At 47.8% G+C, this 22,484-nt stretch carries 15 protein-coding genes and 1 tRNA gene; 9 read left to right on the top strand and 7 right to left on the bottom strand.

What is annotated here, in order from left to right:
* Positions 1-255: 255 nt before the first annotated feature.
* Complete coding sequence (locus tag GQS64_RS09710) at positions 256-930, bottom strand: hypothetical protein (RefSeq protein WP_198231426.1); 675 nt, start codon at positions 928-930, stop codon at positions 256-258.
* 812 nt (positions 931-1,742) lie between these two features.
* Here GQS64_RS09710 and pgi point away from each other — a divergent pair.
* The gene (gene pgi, locus GQS64_RS09705) at positions 1,743-3,392 is read left to right on the top strand and encodes a glucose-6-phosphate isomerase (RefSeq protein WP_198231425.1); all 1,650 of its coding nucleotides are present in this window, start codon (positions 1,743-1,745) and stop codon (positions 3,390-3,392) included.
* Between the two features lie 615 nt (positions 3,393-4,007).
* On the opposite strand, the gene GQS64_RS09700 is transcribed toward pgi, so the two are convergent.
* Positions 4,008-4,640: a TetR family transcriptional regulator gene (locus tag GQS64_RS09700; protein WP_198231424.1), complete on the bottom strand. Its 633-nt coding sequence runs from the start codon at positions 4,638-4,640 to the stop codon at positions 4,008-4,010.
* Positions 4,641-4,860: 220 nt separating this feature from the next.
* Between GQS64_RS09700 and GQS64_RS09695 the strand changes: the two genes are divergently transcribed.
* From GQS64_RS09695 to GQS64_RS09685, 3 genes are all read left to right on the top strand, one after another.
* Complete coding sequence (locus GQS64_RS09695) at positions 4,861-6,219, top strand: efflux RND transporter periplasmic adaptor subunit (RefSeq protein WP_198231423.1); 1,359 nt, start codon at positions 4,861-4,863, stop codon at positions 6,217-6,219.
* Positions 6,216-9,401 carry an efflux RND transporter permease subunit gene (locus GQS64_RS09690; protein WP_198231422.1) on the top strand — a complete coding sequence of 1,062 codons (3,186 nt, stop codon included), beginning with the start codon at positions 6,216-6,218 and terminating at the stop codon, positions 9,399-9,401. The genes GQS64_RS09695 and GQS64_RS09690 overlap by 4 nt, the downstream gene beginning before the upstream one ends.
* 276 nt (positions 9,402-9,677) lie before the next feature.
* The gene (locus tag GQS64_RS09685) at positions 9,678-9,956 is read left to right on the top strand and encodes a hypothetical protein (protein ID WP_198231421.1); all 279 of its coding nucleotides are present in this window, start codon (positions 9,678-9,680) and stop codon (positions 9,954-9,956) included.
* A gap of 422 nt (positions 9,957-10,378) precedes the next feature.
* Here GQS64_RS09685 and GQS64_RS09680 read toward each other — a convergent pair whose 3' ends face one another.
* Positions 10,379-12,052, bottom strand: a complete 1,674-nt coding sequence (locus GQS64_RS09680) for a formate--tetrahydrofolate ligase (protein ID WP_198231420.1) — start codon at positions 12,050-12,052, stop codon at positions 10,379-10,381.
* Positions 12,053-12,712: 660 nt separating this feature from the next.
* Between GQS64_RS09680 and GQS64_RS09675 the strand changes: the two genes are divergently transcribed.
* Both GQS64_RS09675 and GQS64_RS09670 read left to right on the top strand, forming a co-directional pair.
* On the top strand, positions 12,713-13,354 hold the full coding sequence (locus GQS64_RS09675; protein WP_198231419.1) for a hypothetical protein: 642 nt from the start codon (positions 12,713-12,715) through the stop codon (positions 13,352-13,354).
* A gap of 208 nt (positions 13,355-13,562) precedes the next feature.
* Positions 13,563-13,949 carry a hypothetical protein gene (locus GQS64_RS09670; protein ID WP_198231418.1) on the top strand — a complete coding sequence of 129 codons (387 nt, stop codon included), beginning with the start codon at positions 13,563-13,565 and terminating at the stop codon, positions 13,947-13,949.
* Here the strand turns inward: GQS64_RS09670 and GQS64_RS09665 are convergent.
* Positions 13,928-14,004 (bottom strand) — tRNA-Met (locus tag GQS64_RS09665). The genes GQS64_RS09670 and GQS64_RS09665 overlap by 22 nt on opposite strands.
* A 171-nt stretch (positions 14,005-14,175) precedes the next feature.
* Here GQS64_RS09665 and GQS64_RS09660 point away from each other — a divergent pair.
* Together GQS64_RS09660 and GQS64_RS09655 are read left to right on the top strand one after the other, a co-directional pair.
* Positions 14,176-15,183, top strand: a complete 1,008-nt coding sequence (locus GQS64_RS09660; RefSeq protein WP_077993077.1) for a Gfo/Idh/MocA family protein — start codon at positions 14,176-14,178, stop codon at positions 15,181-15,183.
* A gap of 142 nt (positions 15,184-15,325) precedes the next feature.
* Positions 15,326-16,444 carry a DegT/DnrJ/EryC1/StrS family aminotransferase gene (locus tag GQS64_RS09655; RefSeq protein WP_198231417.1) on the top strand — a complete coding sequence of 373 codons (1,119 nt, stop codon included), beginning with the start codon at positions 15,326-15,328 and terminating at the stop codon, positions 16,442-16,444.
* A 699-nt stretch (positions 16,445-17,143) separates the two neighbouring features.
* Here GQS64_RS09655 and GQS64_RS09650 read toward each other — a convergent pair.
* The 3 genes from GQS64_RS09650 to GQS64_RS09640 all read right to left on the bottom strand — a co-directional run bounded on the left by GQS64_RS09650 (position 17,144) and on the right by GQS64_RS09640 (position 20,841).
* Complete coding sequence (locus GQS64_RS09650; RefSeq protein WP_077993074.1) at positions 17,144-18,466, bottom strand: NCS2 family permease; 1,323 nt, start codon at positions 18,464-18,466, stop codon at positions 17,144-17,146.
* Between the two features lie 1,025 nt (positions 18,467-19,491).
* Entirely contained in the window at positions 19,492-20,220 is a 729-nt protein-coding gene (locus tag GQS64_RS09645; RefSeq protein ID WP_198231416.1) for a hypothetical protein, read from the bottom strand.
* Positions 20,221-20,247: 27 nt separating this feature from the next.
* Positions 20,248-20,841: a DUF1134 domain-containing protein gene (locus tag GQS64_RS09640; RefSeq protein WP_198231415.1), complete on the bottom strand. Its 594-nt coding sequence runs from the start codon at positions 20,839-20,841 to the stop codon at positions 20,248-20,250.
* Positions 20,842-21,142: 301 nt separating this feature from the next.
* Between GQS64_RS09640 and chpT the strand changes: the two genes are divergently transcribed.
* Positions 21,143-21,787 carry a histidine phosphotransferase ChpT gene (gene chpT / locus GQS64_RS09635; protein ID WP_077993066.1) on the top strand — a complete coding sequence of 215 codons (645 nt, stop codon included), beginning with the start codon at positions 21,143-21,145 and terminating at the stop codon, positions 21,785-21,787.
* Positions 21,788-22,484: the final 697 nt, after the last annotated feature.

Here is a 22,484-nt window from a genome sequence, read left to right as displayed (position 1 = left end):
GTACCGCGATTTGTTGCTGTACCATAACCGCCAAAACTGATTAATGAAGGTGCGTCACATGTTTGTCCAGAACCGCACCACCGTTCGCTTGTCCGGCTTACAGAATATGTACGGCCGTTATCATCCTTAACAGCATTCCGGATGCCCACACTCATATTGTTTGCGGCACAATAGAAACAGTCAAAATAACAATAGATGATAAAACAGCAGGTAAAATACGCGTATTATTCTCCTCTCACTTAACAAAAAGCACATTTACCAGTAGGTAAATGTGAAAACAAAACCGCCTATTTGTGAATGTACAATTCCTAAACCGTCTTTTATTTTTTGCTGAACAACATCTTGATCTACATTGTCCTGGTTCCAGCTGTATCCAAAAGCACCGTTATGCCAGGTGCTTTCAACTCTGGCAAAACCGAATAGGTCTGATTGTTCTCCATTTGTATAAATCTTAAAATTACCGTTTTTCAAAGCGGCTAGTTGTTTTGAGAAACTACCATCTTCATCACCAAGCATTTTTCGAGCTTCGGTTAATTGAGCGCGGATAACATTTTTTGCAAGCTGCTTAAATTCATCGATCGACAGATCCAACGGCACACGTTGATTTATTTGACCACCTTCTAGATTGACTTTAGCCCAATCAGAGCAATGAATCATCATCATAGCATCATAACTCATAGGTTCATCATGTGTTGAGTAATATTCAACGAGCTTTGCAACTTGTTTAGCTGATGGTTTTTTATTAGGGTCCCACGTAATTGATGAAATTGCGGATTGTGTTCGGTCGGAAACAGTCGTATTAGCACCTACTTTTACAGTCGGTTCTTCGTTTTTCTTGGATTTTGCGGCTTCGGGTTGCGCTATATCAGTGATAAGCTTGAGCGCGATCTCTCCGCGCACACCGGATAAAGAATGTACAGATGTAATCATTGTCTCTCTCCACGACGATCATGGACGAGTGCTAATCCTCATGATTTCACGGCATCCGATAATGTATTCTTCATGAATACGCTTGGATTTTATCACACAAAACACTAATCGAAAAGACTTTGTTGTTTGTTATCGTCCTGATCTATTTTGCTTGTGCCGGCAGCGCGAAGCGATAGCAAAACCAAGCCCCGCCATGGATGTGTGGTCTTGTCCCTTTCGGGTAACGATCAGTGACGCAAGGCCGCTGATTTTTTTGTGGTCGGCAGGATCGGCTAGTTTTAAAAAAATTCACTTACGAGATTCCGCTATGCTCGGATCTCGACGCGCCTCGATCTCGACCGTTGTTCTCGATTTTGAGCAGCGGCAAGGCCGTGTCGCCCTGGAACATTCTACCTTGTTACATTCTCTAGGGCTTCCCCGGCCGATAGGAGCGTTATCCACCCAAAGGGCTGGACGCTTGCGGCCTCGCAGCCTTGTGGCAACCGCGTCCCTCATTGAACGCTGTAGGTTGTCCACATGGCTGTGGTTAACACCCCTTATTTATTGAAGGCAGGGTCAAGATAATAGGATTAAGAGATAAGCTATTTGCTGGTCTGTTGGCGGCTTTGTCGATTGTCTATCGGGGGCCTCAAGAAAACCCGCTTATGATGGCGCAATTGAGGGCGCAAAAAAGAGCCGTAATAAAAGACCCGCCGAATTTTTTCAGTGAGGGTGAATTTTCTTTCAAGCGAAATGGATAAAGGCAATTTTACCTCTTTTACTTCAATATGTTTCATCTTAAATTCTATTTACATAATGGAGGGTAGCTTGCCATGTTCCGCAACGAAGAAAAATTCCGCGCCGCTTTTAACGCATTGAAAACCCATGCAAAAGATCCGGAGCTTGGCGATATTCGCTCACTTTTTAAAAATGACCCGCAGCGTTTCGAGCACTTTTCATTGCGGCTTGATGATTTGCTGTTCGATTTTTCCAAATGCGGGGTCACAGCGAAAACCTTGGAGCTTCTTGATAATCTTGCCGATGCTGCCGGTTTGAAAGAGCGGCGAGAGGCCATGTTTTCCGGCGAGCCGATCAATCTGACCGAAAATCGTGCGGTTCTTCACGTTGCATTGCGTGCGCCGAAGGGTAGCACAATCATGCTGGGTGACAAAAATGTTGTCGAGGATGTGCAATCGGTTCTCTCGCATATGGAAAAATTCTGTGAAGGGGTGCGCTCCGGTGCTTTGAAAGGCGAACATGGCGGCAAGATTACCGATGTTGTCAATATCGGCATCGGCGGTTCCGATCTTGGGCCGAAAATGGCAACGCTTGCTTTAAAACCCTATCATGACGGGCCGAATTGCCATTTTGTTTCCAATGTCGATGGTGCCGACATTGCCGATACGTTGTCGCGGCTTGATCCGGCAACAACATTGATTATTATTTCTTCCAAAACCTTCACAACCGCCGAAACCATGACCAATGCGCGTGTTGCGCGCCAGTGGATTGCCGAAAAACTGGGCGAGATGGCGGTTTCAAAACATTTTGCGGCAGTTTCGACAGCACTCGGCAAGGTGGCCGATTTCGGCATTGACCCGTCGCGCGTTTTCGGCTTCTGGAACTGGGTTGGCGGGCGTTATTCTGTCTGGTCGGCAATCGGCCTTTCGGTGATGATGGCAATCGGGCCGGAAAATTTCAGAAAGTTTCTCTCTGGCGGCCATGCAATGGATGAACATTTCCGCACCGCACCTTATTCTCGAAACCTTGCCGTCCGGCTGGGTTTGATCGGCTTTTTCAACCGCGTCATTTGCGGCTATCCGACACGCGCTGTCATTCCTTATGAGGAACGTCTGTCGCGTCTTCCCGCCTATCTCCAGCAACTCGACATGGAATCGAACGGCAAACATGTCACCATTGATGGCAAGCCGGTTGCAATGCCGACAGGCCCTGTTGTCTGGGGGGAACCGGGAACCAACGGGCAACATGCGTTTTTCCAGCTTTTGCATCAGGGAACCGATATTATACCGGTCGAATTCATTGTTGCTGTGAACGGGCATGAACAAAACTTGCGTCATCAGCATAATATGCTTCTTGCCAATTGTTTTGCCCAATCGGAAGCACTCATGCGCGGTAGAAGCCAAGAAGCGGCAAAAGCCATGTTGATAAAGGGCGGCATGAGTGAGGCGGAAGCAGAAAAACTAGCCCCGCACAAAAGCTTTGTCGGCAACCGCCCGACATTGACGCTTGTTCATGACAAGCTTACCCCCTTCACATTGGGGCGGTTGATTGCGCTTTATGAACACAGGGTTTTTGTCGAAGGCACGCTCATGAACATCAACTCCTTCGACCAATGGGGTGTCGAATTGGGTAAGGAACTCGCCAATGAATTGTTACCCATGGTGTCCGGACAAGAAAGTGCCGAAGGCCGCGACAGTTCGACAAGCGGTTTGATCGCTTATGTCAACGAGCGCCGCGCGCACTGAAAATTCGGGTTTGAAAAAATTTTAAAGGCAATGTCTAAAAAGACGCTGCCTTTTAATTTATCTTTTTTCTCGTGTCTCGTGTCTCGTGTCTCGTGTCTCGTGTCTCGTGTCTCATTTCTCGTGTCTCGTGTCTCGTGTCTCGTATCTCGCATATCGCATTAAACTTCCGCTTATGTGCCGCTTGGCGTAATAAGCCGCTTGGCGTAATAAACCGTTTGCGATATGCCGGTATCACTGATTTTCCGGTCTTTCCGGTTGCGTTTCGCATTCTGTCATCCAACTTTCGAGAAAATTAAATCATCCGGCCTTTGAAAAGACCAATGCGAAAAGGTGCTCTATTGGCAAAGCAGTATTCTGCAATTGCCGTGCTATTCACCTTTGGGCGGGCGAATAATCACCGGTAAAAAAGGTTGATCGGTGAATGCGCCTATTTTGAAAAATCCGGTTTTTTAAAAATTCCGCTTTATTTTAAAGGCGAAGGTAGAATGGGCAAATTTCTGCCGGAAGCGGGCTTGTTGTTTTGGCGATTTTCAAAGTGGTGAAGTCTAAAGTGGTGAAGCTTGAATAAAAAAAGCTAAAAAAAATTTGCCGGTTATTTTTAAACTTTAAAGTCCTTCACCCGACAAGCTGTCTTGTATCTTTCCGGAAAGATTTTGTCTGGCTTAGAATCAATCGTGTGCCGAGCGCATCAAGATCAAAATTCTTTGCCGAGTTCAGCCATTCGTGGAGAATGCCGCCCACAACACACACAAGCACGCGCGCCGCATCTTCCGGCCGCCAATCATCGGAAAGCATGTTGCGGCTTTGCGCCACATAGAGCATACGCGTAAAAAGATCGAGCATACTGTCGTGAGCTTCCCTCAAGCGCAATATCATTTGCGAAAATTCGTCGACATATTCGCAACGCAAAGTGATAATTGTCATCACCCGTTGCTGGTGCTCGTCTTCGGCAAAACGGGCAAGCGAAGCGCAAGCCGATTTTTCCAGAATGTCGATCGGATTGACAGAATCATTGCGCTTGACCTCGTCGATCAGCTCTTCCTGAGGAAATTTGATACGGTCGATAATCGCATTGTAAATCGCCGGTTTGTCACGAAAATGGAAATAGATTGCGCCGCGTGTAACGCCAGCGCGTTCGGCAATTTCATTCAACGAAGTTTTGGAAACGCCCTTGGTTAGAAAAGCCACTTCCGCCGCGTCGAGGATCGTTTCACGCGTTTCGCTCGCTTCAGCTTTTGTCCTCCTCATTTGGTCACCCTTTTTGTTCTGTTAATAACTGCCGAAACGCGAAATCTTGTCCCGAAAAACGCGGAAGATTGATTGAAAAATGTTAAATTAAGTCTTTGCAACCGGTTGTGACGCCTTATTATTGCTGTTATTAAGTGGTTATTAGCTAATTGGCTATTTACAAACATTCATGTATGTATATTTTACCGGACACGAAAAAAATATCAAGGTCTGACATCCTATGACACTATTAAGGAAAATATCGGCCGCTCTTTTTGTTGGCGTGCTGTCTTTTGGACTCGTTGCCTGCGGAAAACAGGAAAAGCATATGCCGCCGCCATCACAAGCCAGTGGCAAGGTTATCCATCAGGCAGAAGTTCCGTTAAATTACGAATATGCAGCCCGCGTTGTTGCCTATCGTGAAACCGAAGTTCGTGCCCGTGTCGGCGGTATCTTGTTGCACCGCAATTTTGTGGAAGGCTCGGAAGTCAAGCAGGGCGACATATTGTTCGAGATTGATCCGGACAAATATGAAGCTGCTGTTGCTTCTGCACGCGCGCAGGTTGCCCAGGCACAAGCCAATTACGACCAGTCGGTTCGTGATGCCGACCGTGCCGAAGAATTGGTAAAACAGAAGGTGCAATCCACGTCATTGCGCGATCAGGCTTTTGCCAAGCGCGATGCCGATGAAGCAACATTGATGCAGTCAAAAGCCGAATTGCGCACCGCCGAACTCAATCTCGAATATACGAAAGTGGCAGCCCCGATCAGCGGGTTGACCAGTCGCGAGGCTGTTTCGGAAGGTTCGCTTATCGGAACCGACCCGACATCGAGTTTGCTTACCACCATTACCCAGCTTGACCCGATCTATGTCAACTTCTCGTTTGCCGATGGTGAATATGAACAGATTCGCCATTTGATGGACGAGATGCAGAAGCGTGGCGAAAAGATCGACAATCTGAAAGTCACTGTCCGCCTTGGTGAAGGGGTTGATTACCCTGAACAGGGTACGGTCGATTTTACCTCGCCGACAATTGACAAGCAGACAGGAACCTTGGGGGCACGTGCTGTTATTGCCAACCCCGATCGTCGTCTGGTTCCGGGTATGTTTGTACGTGTAACGGTCACCGGTATCAAATTAGCGAATGCCATGACCATTCCGGAATCGGCTCTTATCCAAAACAGTAGTGGCCAGTTCGTCTATTTGTTGAAAAAGCCCGAGCCACCAAAGGCCGGCTCGAATGCTCCGCAAGGCGCTCCGGCTCCGGCTGCCGCCAATGCTGGCGATGCCGGCAAGGGTCAGCCGCAAAAACCGGCCGGTCGTTTGATGGTTGTCGAGCAACGTCCCGTCAAGGCCGTGCGCAAGATGCAGAACGGCGACTGGCTGATTGACAGTGCCGAATTTGACGCAAAAGACAAAAACAAGATCGTTCAGGGGCTTCGTGACGGAGATGAAGTTGTCACCGAAGGCCAGGTTTATATTGAACAGGGGCTGATGCGTGTTCCTGAGGGGCAGAGCCTGATGGTTAATGTCACCGACGATGCGCCGCAACAAGCACCTAACGGGGGCAATGCAAAAGCTTCGGGACCCGCACAATGAGCTATAGTTTCTTTATTAACCGGCCGGTTTTCGCGTCGGTTATATCCATTATCATCGTATTGGCCGGCTTTATGTGTATGCGCATATTGCCGATTGCCCAATATCCTGATTTGCTGCCACCGCAAGTGGTGGTTTCGGCGCAGTACCCCGGTGCCAGTGCCGAAACAGTGGCGCAGACTGTGGCTGTGCCGCTTGAGCAGCAGATCAACGGCGTTGAAGACATGATCTATATGCAATCGACCAGCAATGCGTCGGGTACATTGCAGATTACTGTCACTTTTGCGCTTGGAACAGACCCCGATCAGGCAACCATTAACGTCAATAACCGCGTTCAGCGTGCTTTGACAACTTTGCCGCAGGACGTGCAGCGCCTTGGTGTTGTTGCCGATAAACGCTCCTCGTCCATCCTTGGCCTTGTTGCCATGCGTTCGACAACCAACGCCTATGACCGTATTTATGTCGGCAACTATGCATTGCTTAACGTTGTTGACGATTTGAAACGTATTCCCGGTGTTGGTGATGCGCAGGTTCTCGGACACGTCGATTATTCGATGCGTATCTGGTTGCGGCCTGACAAGCTTGCCCAATATAATATGACACCGACCGACGTTATCAATGCGGTCCGGGAACAGAACAACCAGTATCCTGTCGGTCGTATCGGTGAACAGCCGGATATTAATGGCGCTTTCACCTATTCGGCAACGACGCAAGGCCGCCTTGTTACGACAGAAGAATTCGGCAACATTATTTTGCGGTCGGATGATACGGGTGCGTCTCTGCGTTTGAAAGATGTTGCGCGTATCGAACTCGGTACCCAGCAATATTTCATTGAATCCAATTTGAACGGCAATCCTATGGTGCCGATTCTGATCTTCCTGCAACCGGGTGCCAATGCGCTTGCCACCATGCAGTCGATCAAGAAACGTATGGATGAATTGAAAGTCGCCTTCCCGCCGGGGATTGAATATTCGGTTCCTTACGATACCACCAAGTTCATTCAGGTTTCCGTCGAGGAAGTTGTCCACACCTTCATCGAAGCTATTCTGCTTGTTATTGTGGTTGTGTTCATCTTCCTGCAAAACTGGCGAGCGACGCTTATTCCTATTATCGCCGTGCCAATATCTATTATCGGAACCTTTGCGGGCATTTACGTGCTCGGCTTCTCGATCAATATGTTGACATTGTTCGGGCTGGTGCTTGCCATCGGTATTGTGGTTGATGACGCGATTGTGGTGTTGGAAAACGTCGAACGCGTCATGTCGGAAGAAAAGCTTTCGCCGCATGATGCCGCAATCAAGTCGATGAGCGAAGTGACGGGGCCGGTTGTGGCTATTGTGCTGGTTCTGTGCGCCGTGTTCATTCCGGTGTCGTTCATGGGTGGTATGGCCGGTGTTATGTATCAGCAATTTGCTGTTACCATCGCCATTTCGGTTGTTATCTCCGGTACTGTGGCTTTGACATTGACACCGGCTTTGTGCTCGTTGTTGTTGAAGCCGCGCCAGAGCGAACCGATTGCACCGTTCCGCTGGTTTAACGAGACATTCCAGAAGATTACCGATCTTTATGTTTCCGGTGTCGACTTCTTTGTCCATAGATACTGGTATGGCATTATCGGTTTTGTGCTGGTTTGTGTCTTTGCTGTCTTCATGTTCGAGAAGGTTCCTTCCTCTCTCGTTCCGGATGAAGATCAGGGTTATGTGCTTGCGGTTTCGTTCCTGCCTTCGGCTTCATCGCTTGAAAGAACACAAGGTGTTGTCGACAAGGCCTATAAAATTCTCAAGCAAAACCCTGCGGTCGAAAATATTGCAGAGCTTGCCGGTTATGACCTGCTTTCGGGCGGTTTGAAGACAAGTTCGGGCGCCATGTTCGTCATGTTCAAGGATTGGAAAGAGAGACCCGACCCGAAGGATGATGCACGTAACATTGCCCCACAGGTGATCGGCATGACATCGAGCATCAAGGACGGTGTAACGGTCGCCTTCAACCCGCCGCCCATTACCGGTTTGTCGACAACCGGCGGCTTTGAAGTCTATCTACAGGACCGCGCCGGTGGCTCGATTGATGACCTCTATAAAATGACTATGTCGCTCGTCAAAGCTGCCAACCAGCGTCCGGAATTGAAGAATGTCCGCACCACCTTTGACCCGAACGTTCCGAAGTACGACTTCCATGTCGATCGTGTCAAAGCCCGTGCTATGGATGTGCCGATCAATTCGATTTATGATGCCCTTTCGGCAACATTCGGTAACATCTATATCAACGACTTCACCCTTTACGGACGTAACTATCAGGTTAAAATCCAGTCTGAAGGCGAGTTCCGTAAAAGTGCGGAAGACATCAAGCAGGTATTTGTACGGTCGAATTCGGGCAGTATGATACCGTTGAACGCGCTTGTCCAAACAACGCGTATTACCGGTTCCGACCAGCTTGAACGCTTCAACGCTTTCTATGCAACCAAGATCATGGGTGATCCGGCTACCGGCTTTACCTCCGGTGATGCGATCAAGGCCATGACCGATATTGCCGGCAAGGTTTTGCCCAATACTTACCAGATTGCATGGACAGGTTCAGCCTATCAGGAAGTTGTGGCCGGTGGTGCCGGTTCGACCGCTATGATCTTCGGTATCATTATGGTGTTCCTCATTCTGGCTGCGCAATATGAACGCTGGAGCCTGCCTTTTGCGGTTGTCACCGCCGTGCCATTCGCGATTGCCGGTGCGTTGACATTCACTTACCTAAGGGGACTGAGCAACGACGTTTATTTCCAGATCGGTTTGGTCACACTGGTGGGGCTGGCTGCGAAAAACGCCATCCTGATCGTCGAATTTGCTGTGCTTGAACGTGAAAGCGGCAAATCGGCAATCGACGCGGCGATTTCTGCGGCACGTCTTCGCTTCCGCCCGATTGTGATGACATCTCTGGCGTTTATCCTTGGTGTTGTTCCCTTGGCAAGATCTACCGGTGCCGGTTCCGCTAGCCGTCACGCAATTGGTACCGGTGTTATCGGCGGTATGTTGGCTGCAACATGTATTGCAACCTTCTTTATCCCGATGTTCTACCGTCTGTTTAGCGGAAACCGTGCCGGAAGAACTGCCGGTGGAGAGCCGACAAATGGCGGCAATGCACCGGAAGCTCAATCCGCACCCGACAAACAGTCAGGCAACAATGTTCAACAAGCCTGAGCTTGTTGACAAAACCAAAAACAAAACCCCGGTATCCAACCGGGGTTTTTTATTATCCGGTTAAAATGTAGCAATCATTCCATGGTCTGAAAACAGCGACTGGAAAAAAGAAAAGCGCGGGACAAGGGGCAAAGGCCTGAAGCCGCAATTTGAAAGCGCAAAACAGAACGGGAGACAGGAAAAGGTGCAAGCCGTTCGGGACAGGCGCGTCTTGATAGGAAAGGGACAGTAAAAGGAAGGAAGAGAAGGGTGAGGAGAAACAGCGAGGAGAGGGGAATGGAAGGACAAAGGAATGAAAACAAAGGAAAAGGTGCAAGCCATTCGAGACAGGCACTGCTTTATAGGGAAGGAACAGAGAAGAAAAGAAATAGAAGGGCGAAAGGAATAGCGAGGAGAGGGAACAGCAAGGTGAAGGAAGAACAGGGTGTCGGAACAGTCAGGCGTGGAAAAGGCAGGAGCCGATCAGCAAAGGCGCGTCTTGATAGAGAAGGAACAGAAGGGCGAAAGAAAGGTGAGGGCGATCAGAAAAGCTATGGATTGATAGGGAAGGAATAGCAAGGCAGAAAAACAGAAAGAAAAGGCTTCAAGGGGAAAAAATGGGGAGACGGAATAACGAGGCAAAGAGCGGAGAAGGCACAGAAACACACAGGAATGGCAATGCCATGAGTCCCGCGCAATGACATCTTGAGCAGCTATAAAAGGCAGAGGCAGCCAAGATCAGTCAAAATCTTAAAAATCTCGAGGTGAAATGAGGCGAAATAGCCGAAAATGAGGAAAACTTAAAAATCTCGATCAGTGGCGCGTTATCAAGTCTTGCGCATTCAGGCGTACCAAAGCTTTGCACATTTGAGCGTTATCAAGCCTTGTGCATTCAGGCGGCCAAAATCTTGAGCATTTGCACGCTATAAAGACGTGCAAACCGCCAGCCAAATAATTAAGCCGACGGTTTGAAAGTGTTTATGAATATGGTTGAGGGGTCAGGAAAGGCCTTCGATTTCGCCGTTTTCACCAAGGTGAATTTTTTCAGCCATAGGATGGCGGGGAAGCCCCGGCATAGTCATAATATCACCGCAAATAACCACAACAAATCCGGCTCCTGCACAGAGTTTGACTTCACGTACCGGAATGGTGAAATTTTCCGGCGCACCCAGCAGTTTCGGGTCGGCGGAAAATGAATATTGTGTTTTTGCCATGCAGACCGGCAAAGTCCCGTAACCTTCCTCATCCCAAGCCTTCAACTGGTTCAGAATATTGGCCGGAATATTCGCACCACGCCCGCCATAAATCTCGCGTATAATCGTGTCGATCTTCTCTTCGAGCGACAAATCGTCAGCATAGAGCGGGTGGAAATTGCTTTTGTTTTCGGCAATCATTTGCACGACAGCACGGGCGAGGTCTTCTGCACCTTCGCCACCTTTTTCCCAATGGCGGCACATAATGGCCTGATGGCCCGTTTCAACAACGGCCTTCTTTAAAACCTCTATTTCCGCATCGGTGTCGGAATTGAAATGATTAATGGCCACAATGACCGGTACACCATATTTTTCCATATTGGAAATATGGCGCAACAAATTGGCAGTACCTTTTTTCAATGCCGCAACATTTTCGTGGGCAAGATCGGCTTTTTCAACGCCGCCATTCATTTTCAATGCACGAATTGTTGCAACAATCACCGTTGCGTCGGGTTTCAATCCGGCTTTGCGGCATTTGATGTCGAAAAACTTTTCAGCTCCAAGATCAGCACCGAAACCCGCTTCTGTAACCACATAATCGGCAAGCTTCAACGCGGTTTTGGTGGCAATGACCGAGTTACAACCATGGGCAATATTGGCAAAAGGCCCGCCATGGATAAAAGCCGGATTGTGTTCGATTGTCTGAACCAGATTGGGCGCCAATGCATCGCGCAACAAAACTGCCATTGCGCCTTCTGCGTGAATGTCGGAAGCAGTAACGGGTGTTTTGTCGTAACGGTAACCGATAATGATTTTCCCCAAGCGCTTTGTGAGATCGGCAAGGTTTTCGGAAAGGCAGAAGATTGCCATGATTTCGGAGGCCACCGTAATATCGAACCCGCTTTGGCGGCAAAACCCGTTTTTTACCCCGCCAAGGGAAATAACAATGTCACGAAGCGCGCGATCATTCATGTCGACCACGCGTTTCCATGTAATCCGGCGGGAATCGATATTCTGTTCATTGCCCCAATAAATGTGGTTATCCACCATGGCAGCTAGAAGATTATTGGCCGATGTGATGGCGTGAAAATCGCCGGTAAAATGCAAATTGATGTCTTCCATCGGAATGACTTGCGAACGTCCGCCACCGGCTGCACCACCTTTCTGGCCGAAATTCGGCCCCAAAGACGGTTCTCTTAACGATGCAACAGCCTTTTTGCCAATATGATTGAGCGCATCGGTAAGGCCAATTGTGGTTGTGGTTTTTCCTTCACCTGCCGGTGTCGGGTTAATGGCAGTCACCAGAATGAGTTTGCCGTTTTTATTGTTTTTGAGCGTCTCGATGTATTTTGCGCTAATTTTTGCCTTGTCATGCCCGTAAGGAACAATATCCTCATAAGGAATATCAAGTTTTGCGGCAATTTCGCCAATGGGCAGTTTGGTTGCTTGACGGGCTATTTCAATATCTGAAAGATTCATCAATATTCTCTGTTATCGGGCGCAATAATGTAAAATTGCGGTCATTGTTTTCAAAACGACGACAAGGTTTTTTTCTCGTCGTTCTTTGTCACTTTCATAACCCCAATTTATCAATAAAGCCATTTTCAGTAAGCTATAAAACTAGCCTATCAAGAAATAAATGTCATTCTAACGACTTTTTTAATAGAAGCAGAACCGCATTTTTCCCCGTCATTTTTGTGTCGGAACGTTTACACGATTAGAGGCGTGACACCACATTTGCCGGAGCCATTTTTCTTGAATTAACGGCTTGCGATTTTTTTCTTGCTGTTTTTGCTTTGACAAAGGGAAACGGGACAACCTGCCGGTTTTTCAACAATCGTCAGCAAATAGCTTCCGTTCCAAAACAAGTTTGAAATAGAAAATTGTTTGAAATAGAAAATGCAAACAAGTTTGTCGAAAGCATTTGGAAAGGCCGAGGAAAAGGCAAATAAAACGAATCGCCCTTCGTTGAAAAAATATTATTTTGCAATTGTCTTCAAAAAATAACGATCGGCATTGAATGCCGATAAAGTTGCTAATAATCATAATTCTTGATATAATAATAATTGCATTTATGAAAAATGCTATCAGGCACTTGGCTGACATGATGACAGTACATGCCAATTCAAGGTTTGTAACATGATAAATACTTCATATACTAATATCTTGCCCCGGCAGATAACCGAGGCAAAGTCTCGAACATCATCTTTACGCCAAGCTGATGCTTCACCCAAAGCTGATGCGTCAGGGCAAAAACAAGAAACTAAACCCGTAAAATTTGATTTGACCGCTGATCCGAAGTCGTTTGATGGCCTTTCGCGCGAGGATTTGGCCTCTATTCTTCTCAATGAAGATGGATTTTATAATGAGGAAGATAAAGCGAATGCTACTTTCTTTCTTGAGAAGCAGACGCTTGATGCTTTTTGGGCTGAATATAACAAATCAGGTGATTATGCTGCTGCACAAGAAGCCAGTATAAGGTCATTGGATAAGGCAGGGGTAAAGGAAAAGCAGACATTCCTTTGGAATGATAAACGGGCGCATATCGTGTCTGAATATGAAGCTTCAGCCAAACGCAACGGAGTTGCGGCAAAGAATTTCGATATTGATAGTGAACTCTATCATTTGCTTAAAAATGTTCACGACCGGATTAACGAGGAATCAAGGCTGGCGTACATAAATGGCAAAGACTTCCCGAACTATCTTGAAGATCATGACTATTTAGCAATTAAACAACAATATGAGAGAGAAATGAAAACGGGTTTTTCCTTTAAAGTCTAACCCCGTTTCCGGTTATCAATTCAAGCTGTAAGTCATATCTGCGCTAAAATTGCCCGTTCAATCAGAATCGGCTGAAGAAATACGGCCTGAACACGAACGAGAACGACCGTTCACGAGAGAACCGGTCGGGGCAGTCCATAATTGACCTTGCCCTGTGAAATGCCGCCGGTTCTAAGTTTGTTTGGTTTCATGTTACCGGCTGTTGAATATGATTGATGACTTTAACCGACAATGTTCGGAAACAAGTTATGATTTCGGGGAAGGCACGAAAAAGCGGGGCGACATCTTTATCAGTAAAAAAGATGTTTTTTCGGGGAAGGCACGAAAAGGCGGAGCGACATCTTTATCAGGGAAAAGATGTGATTTCGGGGAAGGCACAAAAAAAGCGGAGCGACATCTTTATCAGGAAACAAGTTGTGATTTCGGGGAAGGCACGAAAAGGCGGGGCGACATCTTTATCAGGAAAAAAGATGTGATTTCGGGGGAGGGCACAAAAAAGCGGGGCGACAGCTTTTTTGGTCTAGAAGAAGCAAATTGGAACTTTTCGGGAAATAAAGGGCGATTGAGCGGCTTTGGTAGCGGAGGAGGGATTTGAACCCCCGACACAAGGATTATGATTCCTCTGCTCTGACCTACTGAGCTACTCCGCCACAAAAAATGTCTTTTTAAAAAACATTTAGCCGTGGCGGGGATATAATGGGTTCAATCCCACTCTGTCAAGCATCGTTTTTGAGCTTTTCTCTTGTCAATGGCGTTCATCACCGATATTGAACAGATAAGATATTGCTTTTCAGTTCAGCAATAAGGATAAGGCATAGACAATGGCTCCACGCGTAGCAGTTTTGGGATGTGGTTATTGGGGGAGCAATCACATACGTACCTTGAAAAGTCTGGGAGCGCTCGCAGCCGTTTCCGACGTGAATGTCCACCGTGCGGAAGGGTTTGCAGCCGAACATGATGTCGAGGCAATCCCCGTTGAAGAAGTTTTCACCCGCAAAGATATAGATGCTATGGTTTTGGCACTGCCGCCGCAGTTTCATGCGGAAAACGCCATCAGGGCGATTGAAGGCGGCAAGGATGTGCTGGTTGAAAAACCGATAGCGCTCAATGTCGAGGATGCAGAGCGCGAAGTGCGCATTGCACGCGAACACAAGCGTATTTTTATGGTGGGGCATGTTTTGCGCTACCATCCGGCATTTGAAAAACTGCTTGAACTTGTCAATCAGGGGGCATTGGGCGAAGTGCGCTATATTCATGCCCACCGTCTGGGACTTGGCAAATTCCACACAGAAAGTGATGCACTCTGGGATCTCGCGCCCCACGACCTTTCAATGATTCTGGCTATAACAAAATGTGAACCGTCGGAAATTCACGGCGAGGGCGCGGCGATTATCGACAATTTGTCCGACTTTGCCCATGTCCATATGAAATTTCCCAATGGCATGAGAAGCCACCTTTTTGCTTCCCGCCTCAATCCCTATCGCGAACGGCGTTTGACGGTGGTTGGCACCAAAGCCATGGCCGTGTTCGATGATGTCGAACCGTGGGGAAGAAAGCTTGCCATTTATCGTTTCGAGGTTTGGCAGGATAACAATCAATGGGCATTTACCGCCGACGAGCCGGAATATATTCCGGTAGAAGAGGCGATGCCGCTTACCCGCGAATTGCAGCATTTTCTGCACTGTATCGAAACCCGCGAGGAACCGCGCACCAATGGCGATGAAGCCATTGCCGTTCTGCGTATTCTGACGGCGGGCAGTGTGCATCATAAGGCAAAGGAAATTGCCGGTAAAACGCAGGCAAAAAATAAAGATACGGCAAAGAAATAAGAATATGAAAAAAATTATGTAAAAAGCTGTTACATGCGTCATAGAACTTTGATTATCTATTGTCGTTTTAGGGCGTTATGCTAGGCGAGCCGTGCCAGTGAATGATTCGGCCAGCTAAACAATTGATAGCAACGGAGTGAATATGCAATTTATAGATCTTGGAGCGCAAAGGGCGCGTATTAAAGACAAAATCAATACGGCTATTGCCCATGTGATTGAAAGCGGCAAATATATTCTCGGACCGGAAGTCGAAGAATTTGAAAAACGTATGGCCGATTATATCGGCGTCAAACATGTGATCGGCTGCTCGAACGGCACTGACGCATTGCTGATGCCGCTAATGGCCGAAAATATCGGACCGGGAGATGCTGTTTTCTGCCCAAGCTTTACATTTGCTGCAACCGCCGAAGTTGTTGCATTGACCGGTGCAGAGCCGGTTTTCGTCGATATTCTGCCTGATACTTACAATATGGATCCGCAAAAGCTTGAAGAAGCCATTGCGATGATTAAAAAAGAAGGCCGTCTGACACCGCGGGCAATCATTCCGGTTGACCTGTTCGGTCTTCCTGCCGACTATAACAGAATTTCGGCAATTGCAGCCAAAGAAAACCTGTTTGTTATTGAAGATGCAGCCCAAGCCATTGGCGGAAAGCATGATAATGCTATGTGCGGTGCTTTCGGCAATGTCGGTGCAACCAGTTTCTATCCGGCAAAACCGCTCGGTTGCTATGGTGATGGCGGGGCAATGTTTACCGATGATGATGACCTTGCCGAGCGTCTGCGTTCAATCTATTTCCATGGCAAAGGCTCGTCACAATATGACAATGTCCGCATCGGCTTGAACTCGCGTCTTGATACGATTCAGGCTGCCATTTTGTTGCAGAAACTCGATATTCTCGAAGACGAGATGGAAAAACGCGCCATAATCGGCAAGCGTTATAGCGATGGTTTGAAGGATGTTGTCAAAACGCCGGAAATTGCAAAAGGAACGCGTTCGGCTTATGCACAATATACAATCAGTGTGGAAAATCGGGACAAGCTTCAGGCTCATTTGAAAAATGCCGGCATTCCGTCCATGATCTATTACATCAAACCGTTGCATTTGCAGACAGCCTATCGTCATTTCCCGCAAGCAAAAGGTGGCCTGCCGGTTTCGGAACACGCTGCCGATCATGTTTTGAGCTTGCCAATGCATCCTTATTTGCCGGAAAGCGATCAGGACAAGATTATCAGCCTGATACGGGAATTTTACGGCAAGTGAGAAATTGTTTGACAGTGTGAAAACAGCAATTGCACACTATCAAAAATAGATTTGGTTTGAAGAAAGGCCGGTTTACCGGCCTTTTTCTTTCATGGTGACAGCTTTAAAAGTGCAGCTTTTTTCAATTTGCCGCTTGAAGGCTGAGAATTATTGACAAAAGCAATGCGAATAAAAGAACGACAATAGAGAAGAAGCCGATTTTGTTGTTCAGAAAAACCGGTTCATGAAAACAGACAGCTCATGAAAGGCTATTCGCCGCCACAAACGGGAAAATAACAAAATTTATTCGTTCCGGTCATGAGAGAAACAGTTTGGCACATTCGGGCAGTGACGGGAGGCAACAGGAAAACAAGCCAAACGCCGATAGTAAAACGCAAACGCCCCGTATGAAAGTGCAAACGCCTGTATAAAAGCGCAAACGCCTGTATGAAAGTGCAAACGCCGATATGAAAGACAACAAAGCGATTTGGAAGAATGTCGGGCGGTAAAAATAAAACCGGTAATCCGGTTTATAATCCGGTTTGCAAGCGGGCTTTGTAATCGGGCTTTGTAATCGGGTGTGGCGATAATTCACCTGTTCCAAGACGAATGTTCACACTGCCGGAACATTGTATTCAAGAAAAGGTGTTTCAAGAAAGTGCGAAAGCCGCCATTGATTGGTAATGGCGGCTTAAAAAAGCGGAATGCAGCCTGTATCGCTCAGAACACCCCGCCTTCAATCAAAAAGCGGATGATGAAAAGGAGAGCGATAATCCACGTTGCGGGATGCACTTCGCGCCATTTTCCTGTCACTGTTTTTAAAACAGCATAGCTGATGAAGCCGAAAGCCAATCCGTTGGCAATGGAATAGGTAAGGGGCATCAAAAGAGCGGTGAGTGCTGCCGGTACGGCTTCGACAATGTCGTTCCAGTTGATTTCGGCAAATTCGCGCATCATGAGACAAGCGACAAAAATCAAAGCCGGTGCGGTGGCATAGGCGGGAATAGAAAGTGCTACGGGCGCGAAAAACAGTGCCAATATGAAGAACACCCCGACAGTGATGGCGGTAAGCCCTGTACGACCGCCTGCTGCAACACCGGATGCACTTTCCACAAAAGCGGTGGTGGAGCTTGTACCGATCAGGGAGCCTGCAAGAATGGCCGTGCTATCGGCAAACAGCGCGCGTCCGAGATTATTCGGCTTGTCGTCGGGAATAAGTCCGGCGCGTTTGCCAACGCCGACCAGTGTTCCGGTGGCATCGAATATTTCAACCAGCACGAAAACCAGAAGCACATGGAAAATACCGGTATGTAATACGCCCAAAATATCAAGCTTAAGAAAGGTCGGCGCAACAGAAGGAGGAAGCGCAATTCCACCCGAATGGACAAGCGCTTGAAAACTCTTGTAGCCGTCATCGGTGAAGATGAAAGACAGGATTGTCACCGCAATAATGCCGATCAGAATGCCGCCGCGTATTTTGAAAGCATCAAGCGCGACAATGATAAAAAGCCCGATTCCCGCAAGCACGGGGGCTGCTTTGGTAACGTCGCCAAGTCCGACCAATGTCGCATCATTATTGATAACAATGCCCGCACTCTGGAACGCTACAATGGCCAGAAACATACCGATTCCGGCGCCTATGGCACTGCGCAACGATTTCGGCACACCCGCAATCAGCCATTGCCTGACACCCGTTGCTGTCAATATCAGAAAGACAACGCCCGAAAGAAAAACCGCCCCCAAAGCCTGTTGCCAGCTATAGCCCATAGTAATGACAACCGAATAGGCAAAAAATGCATTCAGCCCCATACCGGGCGCCATGCCGATCGGCCAATTGGCAAGCAATCCCATAATAAAACAGCCGACTGCGGCAGCAATACAAGTCGCAACAAAAACCGCCCCCTTATCCATTCCGGCAGCGCCCAGAATAGTGGGGTTGACGGCAAGGATGTAGGACATGGTGAGAAAGGTTGTGAGACCAGCACCAATTTCAATGCCAATGCGTGTATTGTTTGCTTTCAAGTGGAATATTTTTTCAAGCATCCGACTGATTCCTGTTAAACCACCATGGAAGGTGGTTTTTGCGTTTTTGAAATTTGCCGCCGCCCATCCCGTTTCAGCTGCGGAACCAGTTTGATATTTATACCATTTTGAACGGCTTAGGCTATAAGGCGAAAACCTTCCCGCGCACATATCTGCTTTGATTCACAGCTTTCTCTTGTGAAGAGGCGGGTTTGGCGGCAGTTTCCCTTTTGCCTGCGCATTTTCTTTGCCCGCGCATTTCTTTTGTCCCTTGTAAGCGCATTCCCTCTATTTATCGCAAGGCCTTTTTCCGCTCATGCCGTTGGAGCAATTCTGATTTACGGAAGATTGTTTTCAGCTTCAAAGCGGCTATTTGCGAAAACCATGACAAAAAGACTGCTTCAACCAAAAGAGAGCCGAAATTGACCTAAGGCGATTTTCATTTGTGACTCGTGTGAAGGACATGGCGGGGAAAAACAACGGAAAGCTTGTAATCGCGCTTCAACCACGCCCCGAACCAAGTGAACCTTTCATATTGGGGGAGGTAAACACAGCCGAAGCTTTGCCAAAAAGGCTTGAACCATTGTTTCAGGTGATCCATTGTTTCAGGTAATAATGTCGAAACCCGCCGCATCGGACGGTGGATTCCCCTTTATGCAAGATTGTGGCAAGTGCCGACTCCCGACATTCAGGCCGCCCGAAATTCCGGTTGGCCGGAGTTTTTTGATGACCTGCCATTCTGCGCCCCGATATTCTGCCCCCCGATATTCTAATTGGCTGATATTCTGCCCCCCGATATTCTACCCCCCGATATTCTAATTGCCCGCCACTCTGACTATCCAACGGTCTGACGTGCAGGCATTCCGGCAGGCTGAAGCCTGCGGCGCGCCAACATGTCGATAATTTTCGGGAAGGTAAAAGAACCGGTCAAAGCACAATCGATATTTCAATTTTCCGGTTGATTGCTTCAGCTTCTATTTCGCGCCAGCTTGGCTTGAAGTCCTCATCGTTGGCCTAAGGCCATATTTGATCGTCAACCCCACGGTTCAACTCTGTTTTGGCTGTTTTGCAGCCTTTGGCGTTGCGGATTTCTTACGGCGGGATGCTCCCCCCGAATGGGTTGTTTTTTCTTTCAAATCACCTTTGATACGGGCAGCCAAACTTTTTTTACCGCGGGCTTTTTTTACAAGGTCGGGAATGGGCGAAGATGCCCCTTCGGAATTTGCTATTTTCGCGGTGAATTGAGCTGCAACATCCATAATATATTCGCGGAATTTTTCGATGTCGTCTTTGGTGACTTTATGGGCTTCGAGCTTGTTTTGTGCTTCTGAAAGTTCATCTTCCAATGTGCCAATCCGATTTTTTAAATTTTGCAATTCTTCATCCCGATTGTGTGTTGAAGCGGCAGGTTGCTGTTCGCCGTCTCCTTCCTTTGTCTTTGCATCCGGTTGGCAGGGCGATAAATTCGCGCCATTTTCACCACGGGAAAGGCGGTAAAGCTCTTCTTTTGCGTGGTCGAGCTTGCGCTTCTCATTCGCGTATTTTTCGGCGAGAAGCTCGAATTTTTCATCTCTCTTGACGAGTTCCACGGCTTGTTTGGCTCTTAGAAAATCGCGGTCGGCCTCGATTTCCGTGAGCGAAAGGGGAACTTCTGCGGCAATTTGTTTGCGGGCAATATAAAGCGCACGCCGCCATATCGCCGGAGAAAGGAGAATGAGAACGAGAGTCGTGGCTGCAATGCCAAGAATGAAAAACAATACCGATTGGATAAGCATGAAACGCCTCGGATGCCCGACGAATGTTTAAAATGGATTCCAGGTGGCTGCCGGTGTCAATTTCAAATATCCGATATTGACCCCCAAACGCGCCCCGACGCCGGTTCTAACAGGGACAAGAAGGATATTGCCCTTTTTTAATACATGAAAACCTACACCGGCAACAAAATAGGCCGAACCGGAAATACCGGCATAACGCCCCCAAAGGTTGTTAACGCTGTCAAGTTCGTAAACCAGAATCATCAAACGCGACCCTTGCCCGCCAATATCCCAGCCTATGGTTGGCCCCTGCCAGAAAACCTTATGGTCGCCAACGTTTTTTGTGTAAAGCGTACCCTCGCCATAAGTGAGGCCGCCAATAATAGCACCGGAACCTTCTTCGCCAAGGATATAACCGTTCGGCAAACCATATTTTGAAAAGACATTTTCAATTGCTGTTGCCATACTGCCGGCAGCATCACCAAAAAAGCGGTGGCCGGAGTCGACAATTTCCTGAGCCGTATATCGCCCGTTCTGTGGTTGCGTTTGAGCCTGCAACGGGGTCAATCCGCCAGTTGCAAATAATGCCAACGCAAAGAGAAAAACGACTTTACGCCACTGAATATGGATGGAACGGATCATAGTGTTTCACCTCTTCTGGTCACTCAATGGTAAGATCTCGGCTTGTGCAAAGATCCGGTTTCATGTGATTCTATCGGGCAAAGTTGTTTAAATTCTTAAGAATGATAAAAACTCCCGAAATGGCGCATAAGTTTTTGTGAAAGAGATAGGGTGATGCCTAGAGACGTGCACCTTTTCAGGACAATTTTCAGCCTGTTCCGGAAAATATTGTCTGGCTTTCCATCGAATCTTCATCTGTCCATGGAATCTTAAGGGTTTTGGATTAAAGCCAAGCCAAAACGCAGTTTTTGGAGTTTTCATTATGCCTCTCGCCGTTACATTAAGCCCAGCCGATCTTGCAGCATTATTATGCAGCCGCATTTGCCACGACCTTATTTCTCCGGTCGGAGCCATCAATAATGGCGTTGAACTTTATGATGAAGGTGATGCACAGGAAGATGCGATGGAGCTTATCCGCATGTCTGCGGTCAACGCTTCATCAAAATTGCAATTTGCCCGCATTGCATTCGGTGCAGCCGGTTCAGCGGGAAGCGAAATTGATAGTGGCGACGCCGAAAATGTTGCCAAAAATTATATGGAAAATGAAAAAGGCAATCTTGACTGGAAAGCACCGCGCCTGCTTTTGCCAAAGAATGAAGTCAAATTATTGCTCAATCTTATTCTGGTGGCCAATTTTTCGATTCCTCGCGGTGGCGATATTGTTGTCGAAATCGGCGAAGAAAACGGTAAACGCGCTTTCCAACTCAAGGTAAGCGGAAAAATGTTGCGCGTGCCGGCAAAATTCCTTGAATTATATAACGGGCAAGTTCCCGAAGAACCGATTGATGCCCATAGTGTGCAATTCTATTACACTTTATTGTTGTCGCAACTCGCTTCTATGCCGATTGCCATACAGGTACAACCGGAGGTTATCACCATTACGGCAGGTATAACTGTTTCCAACTGACCGAACACCGGTTGAATTTTATCAACCGGCTCGAATCGGGTGAAACGGGTTTTTTCTCACGGCATAATCTTGATTGGTTGAACAATCCGGAATTGACGAAAGAACCGGCAATTGAAAACTGGCTTCGTCAATTCGGCCTGCCTGAAGTGTGAAGCGGCGTGAAGTGAGAGATGGCCTGACGCGAGAATATATCCGATCATTCTTTGCTCGAAGCATGAGACTGTCTGAAGCGGGAACCGGCCTGAAGCTGGAATAGCGCTGTCGTTCTTTACCTGCGTTAAGAACTTACGTGACGTGAGAGATGGCCTGACGCGAGAGATGGCCTGACGCGAGAACCAGTCAGAAGCGATAATCTGCCCGACGCAAGAAGCCCCTTCGTGCTTTGCCCGAAGCATGAGCCTGTCTGAAGCGGGAACCGGCCTGAAGCTGGAATAGCGCAGTCGTTCTTTACCTGCGTTAAGAACTTACGTGACGTGAGAGATGGCCTGAGGTGAGAGATGGCCTGACGCGAGAACCGGTTAGAAGCGATAATCTGCCCGACGCAAGAAGCCCTCCCTTCGTGCTTTGCACAAAGTCCGGCAGGTTTGGCGGCGTGCGTTCCCGCCTGCGGCGCAAAACGCAATTCAAAAAAACAAAAAGAAAATTTCACTACAGATTAGTGCAGAGGATCGGGGAAGAGGGATTAGGATAGGGGGGA

It is taken from the genome of Bartonella sp. P0282, assembly GCF_048452985.1.
Lineage (GTDB): Bacteria > Pseudomonadota > Alphaproteobacteria > Rhizobiales > Rhizobiaceae > Bartonella > Bartonella choladocola.
The sequence above is the reverse complement of the archived record's forward strand: the minus strand, read 5'-3'. Positions and strand labels throughout refer to the sequence as shown.

What these genes read in the sequence shown, in the direction of transcription:
- GQS64_RS09660 (WP_077993077.1), top strand. Translation starts at nt 14,176, where the DNA reads ATGGCTCCACGCGTAGCAGTTTTGGGATGTGGTTATTGGGGGAGCAAT.
- GQS64_RS09680 (WP_198231420.1), bottom strand. Translation starts at nt 12,052, where the DNA reads ATGAATCTTTCAGATATTGAAATAGCCCGTCAAGCAACCAAACTGCCC.
- chpT (WP_077993066.1), top strand. Translation starts at nt 21,143, where the DNA reads ATGCCTCTCGCCGTTACATTAAGCCCAGCCGATCTTGCAGCATTATTA.
- GQS64_RS09700 (WP_198231424.1), bottom strand. Translation starts at nt 4,640, where the DNA reads ATGAGGAGGACAAAAGCTGAAGCGAGCGAAACGCGTGAAACGATCCTC.
- GQS64_RS09650 (WP_077993074.1), bottom strand. Translation starts at nt 18,466, where the DNA reads ATGCTTGAAAAAATATTCCACTTGAAAGCAAACAATACACGCATTGGC.
- GQS64_RS09675 (WP_198231419.1), top strand. Translation starts at nt 12,713, where the DNA reads ATGATAAATACTTCATATACTAATATCTTGCCCCGGCAGATAACCGAG.
- GQS64_RS09640 (WP_198231415.1), bottom strand. Translation starts at nt 20,841, where the DNA reads ATGATCCGTTCCATCCATATTCAGTGGCGTAAAGTCGTTTTTCTCTTT.
- GQS64_RS09690 (WP_198231422.1), top strand. Translation starts at nt 6,216, where the DNA reads ATGAGCTATAGTTTCTTTATTAACCGGCCGGTTTTCGCGTCGGTTATA.
- GQS64_RS09710 (WP_198231426.1), bottom strand. Translation starts at nt 930, where the DNA reads ATGATTACATCTGTACATTCTTTATCCGGTGTGCGCGGAGAGATCGCG.
- GQS64_RS09685 (WP_198231421.1), top strand. Translation starts at nt 9,678, where the DNA reads ATGGAAGGACAAAGGAATGAAAACAAAGGAAAAGGTGCAAGCCATTCG.
- GQS64_RS09695 (WP_198231423.1), top strand. Translation starts at nt 4,861, where the DNA reads ATGACACTATTAAGGAAAATATCGGCCGCTCTTTTTGTTGGCGTGCTG.
- GQS64_RS09655 (WP_198231417.1), top strand. Translation starts at nt 15,326, where the DNA reads ATGCAATTTATAGATCTTGGAGCGCAAAGGGCGCGTATTAAAGACAAA.
- pgi (WP_198231425.1), top strand. Translation starts at nt 1,743, where the DNA reads ATGTTCCGCAACGAAGAAAAATTCCGCGCCGCTTTTAACGCATTGAAA.
- GQS64_RS09645 (WP_198231416.1), bottom strand. Translation starts at nt 20,220, where the DNA reads ATGCTTATCCAATCGGTATTGTTTTTCATTCTTGGCATTGCAGCCACG.
- GQS64_RS09670 (WP_198231418.1), top strand. Translation starts at nt 13,563, where the DNA reads ATGATTGATGACTTTAACCGACAATGTTCGGAAACAAGTTATGATTTC.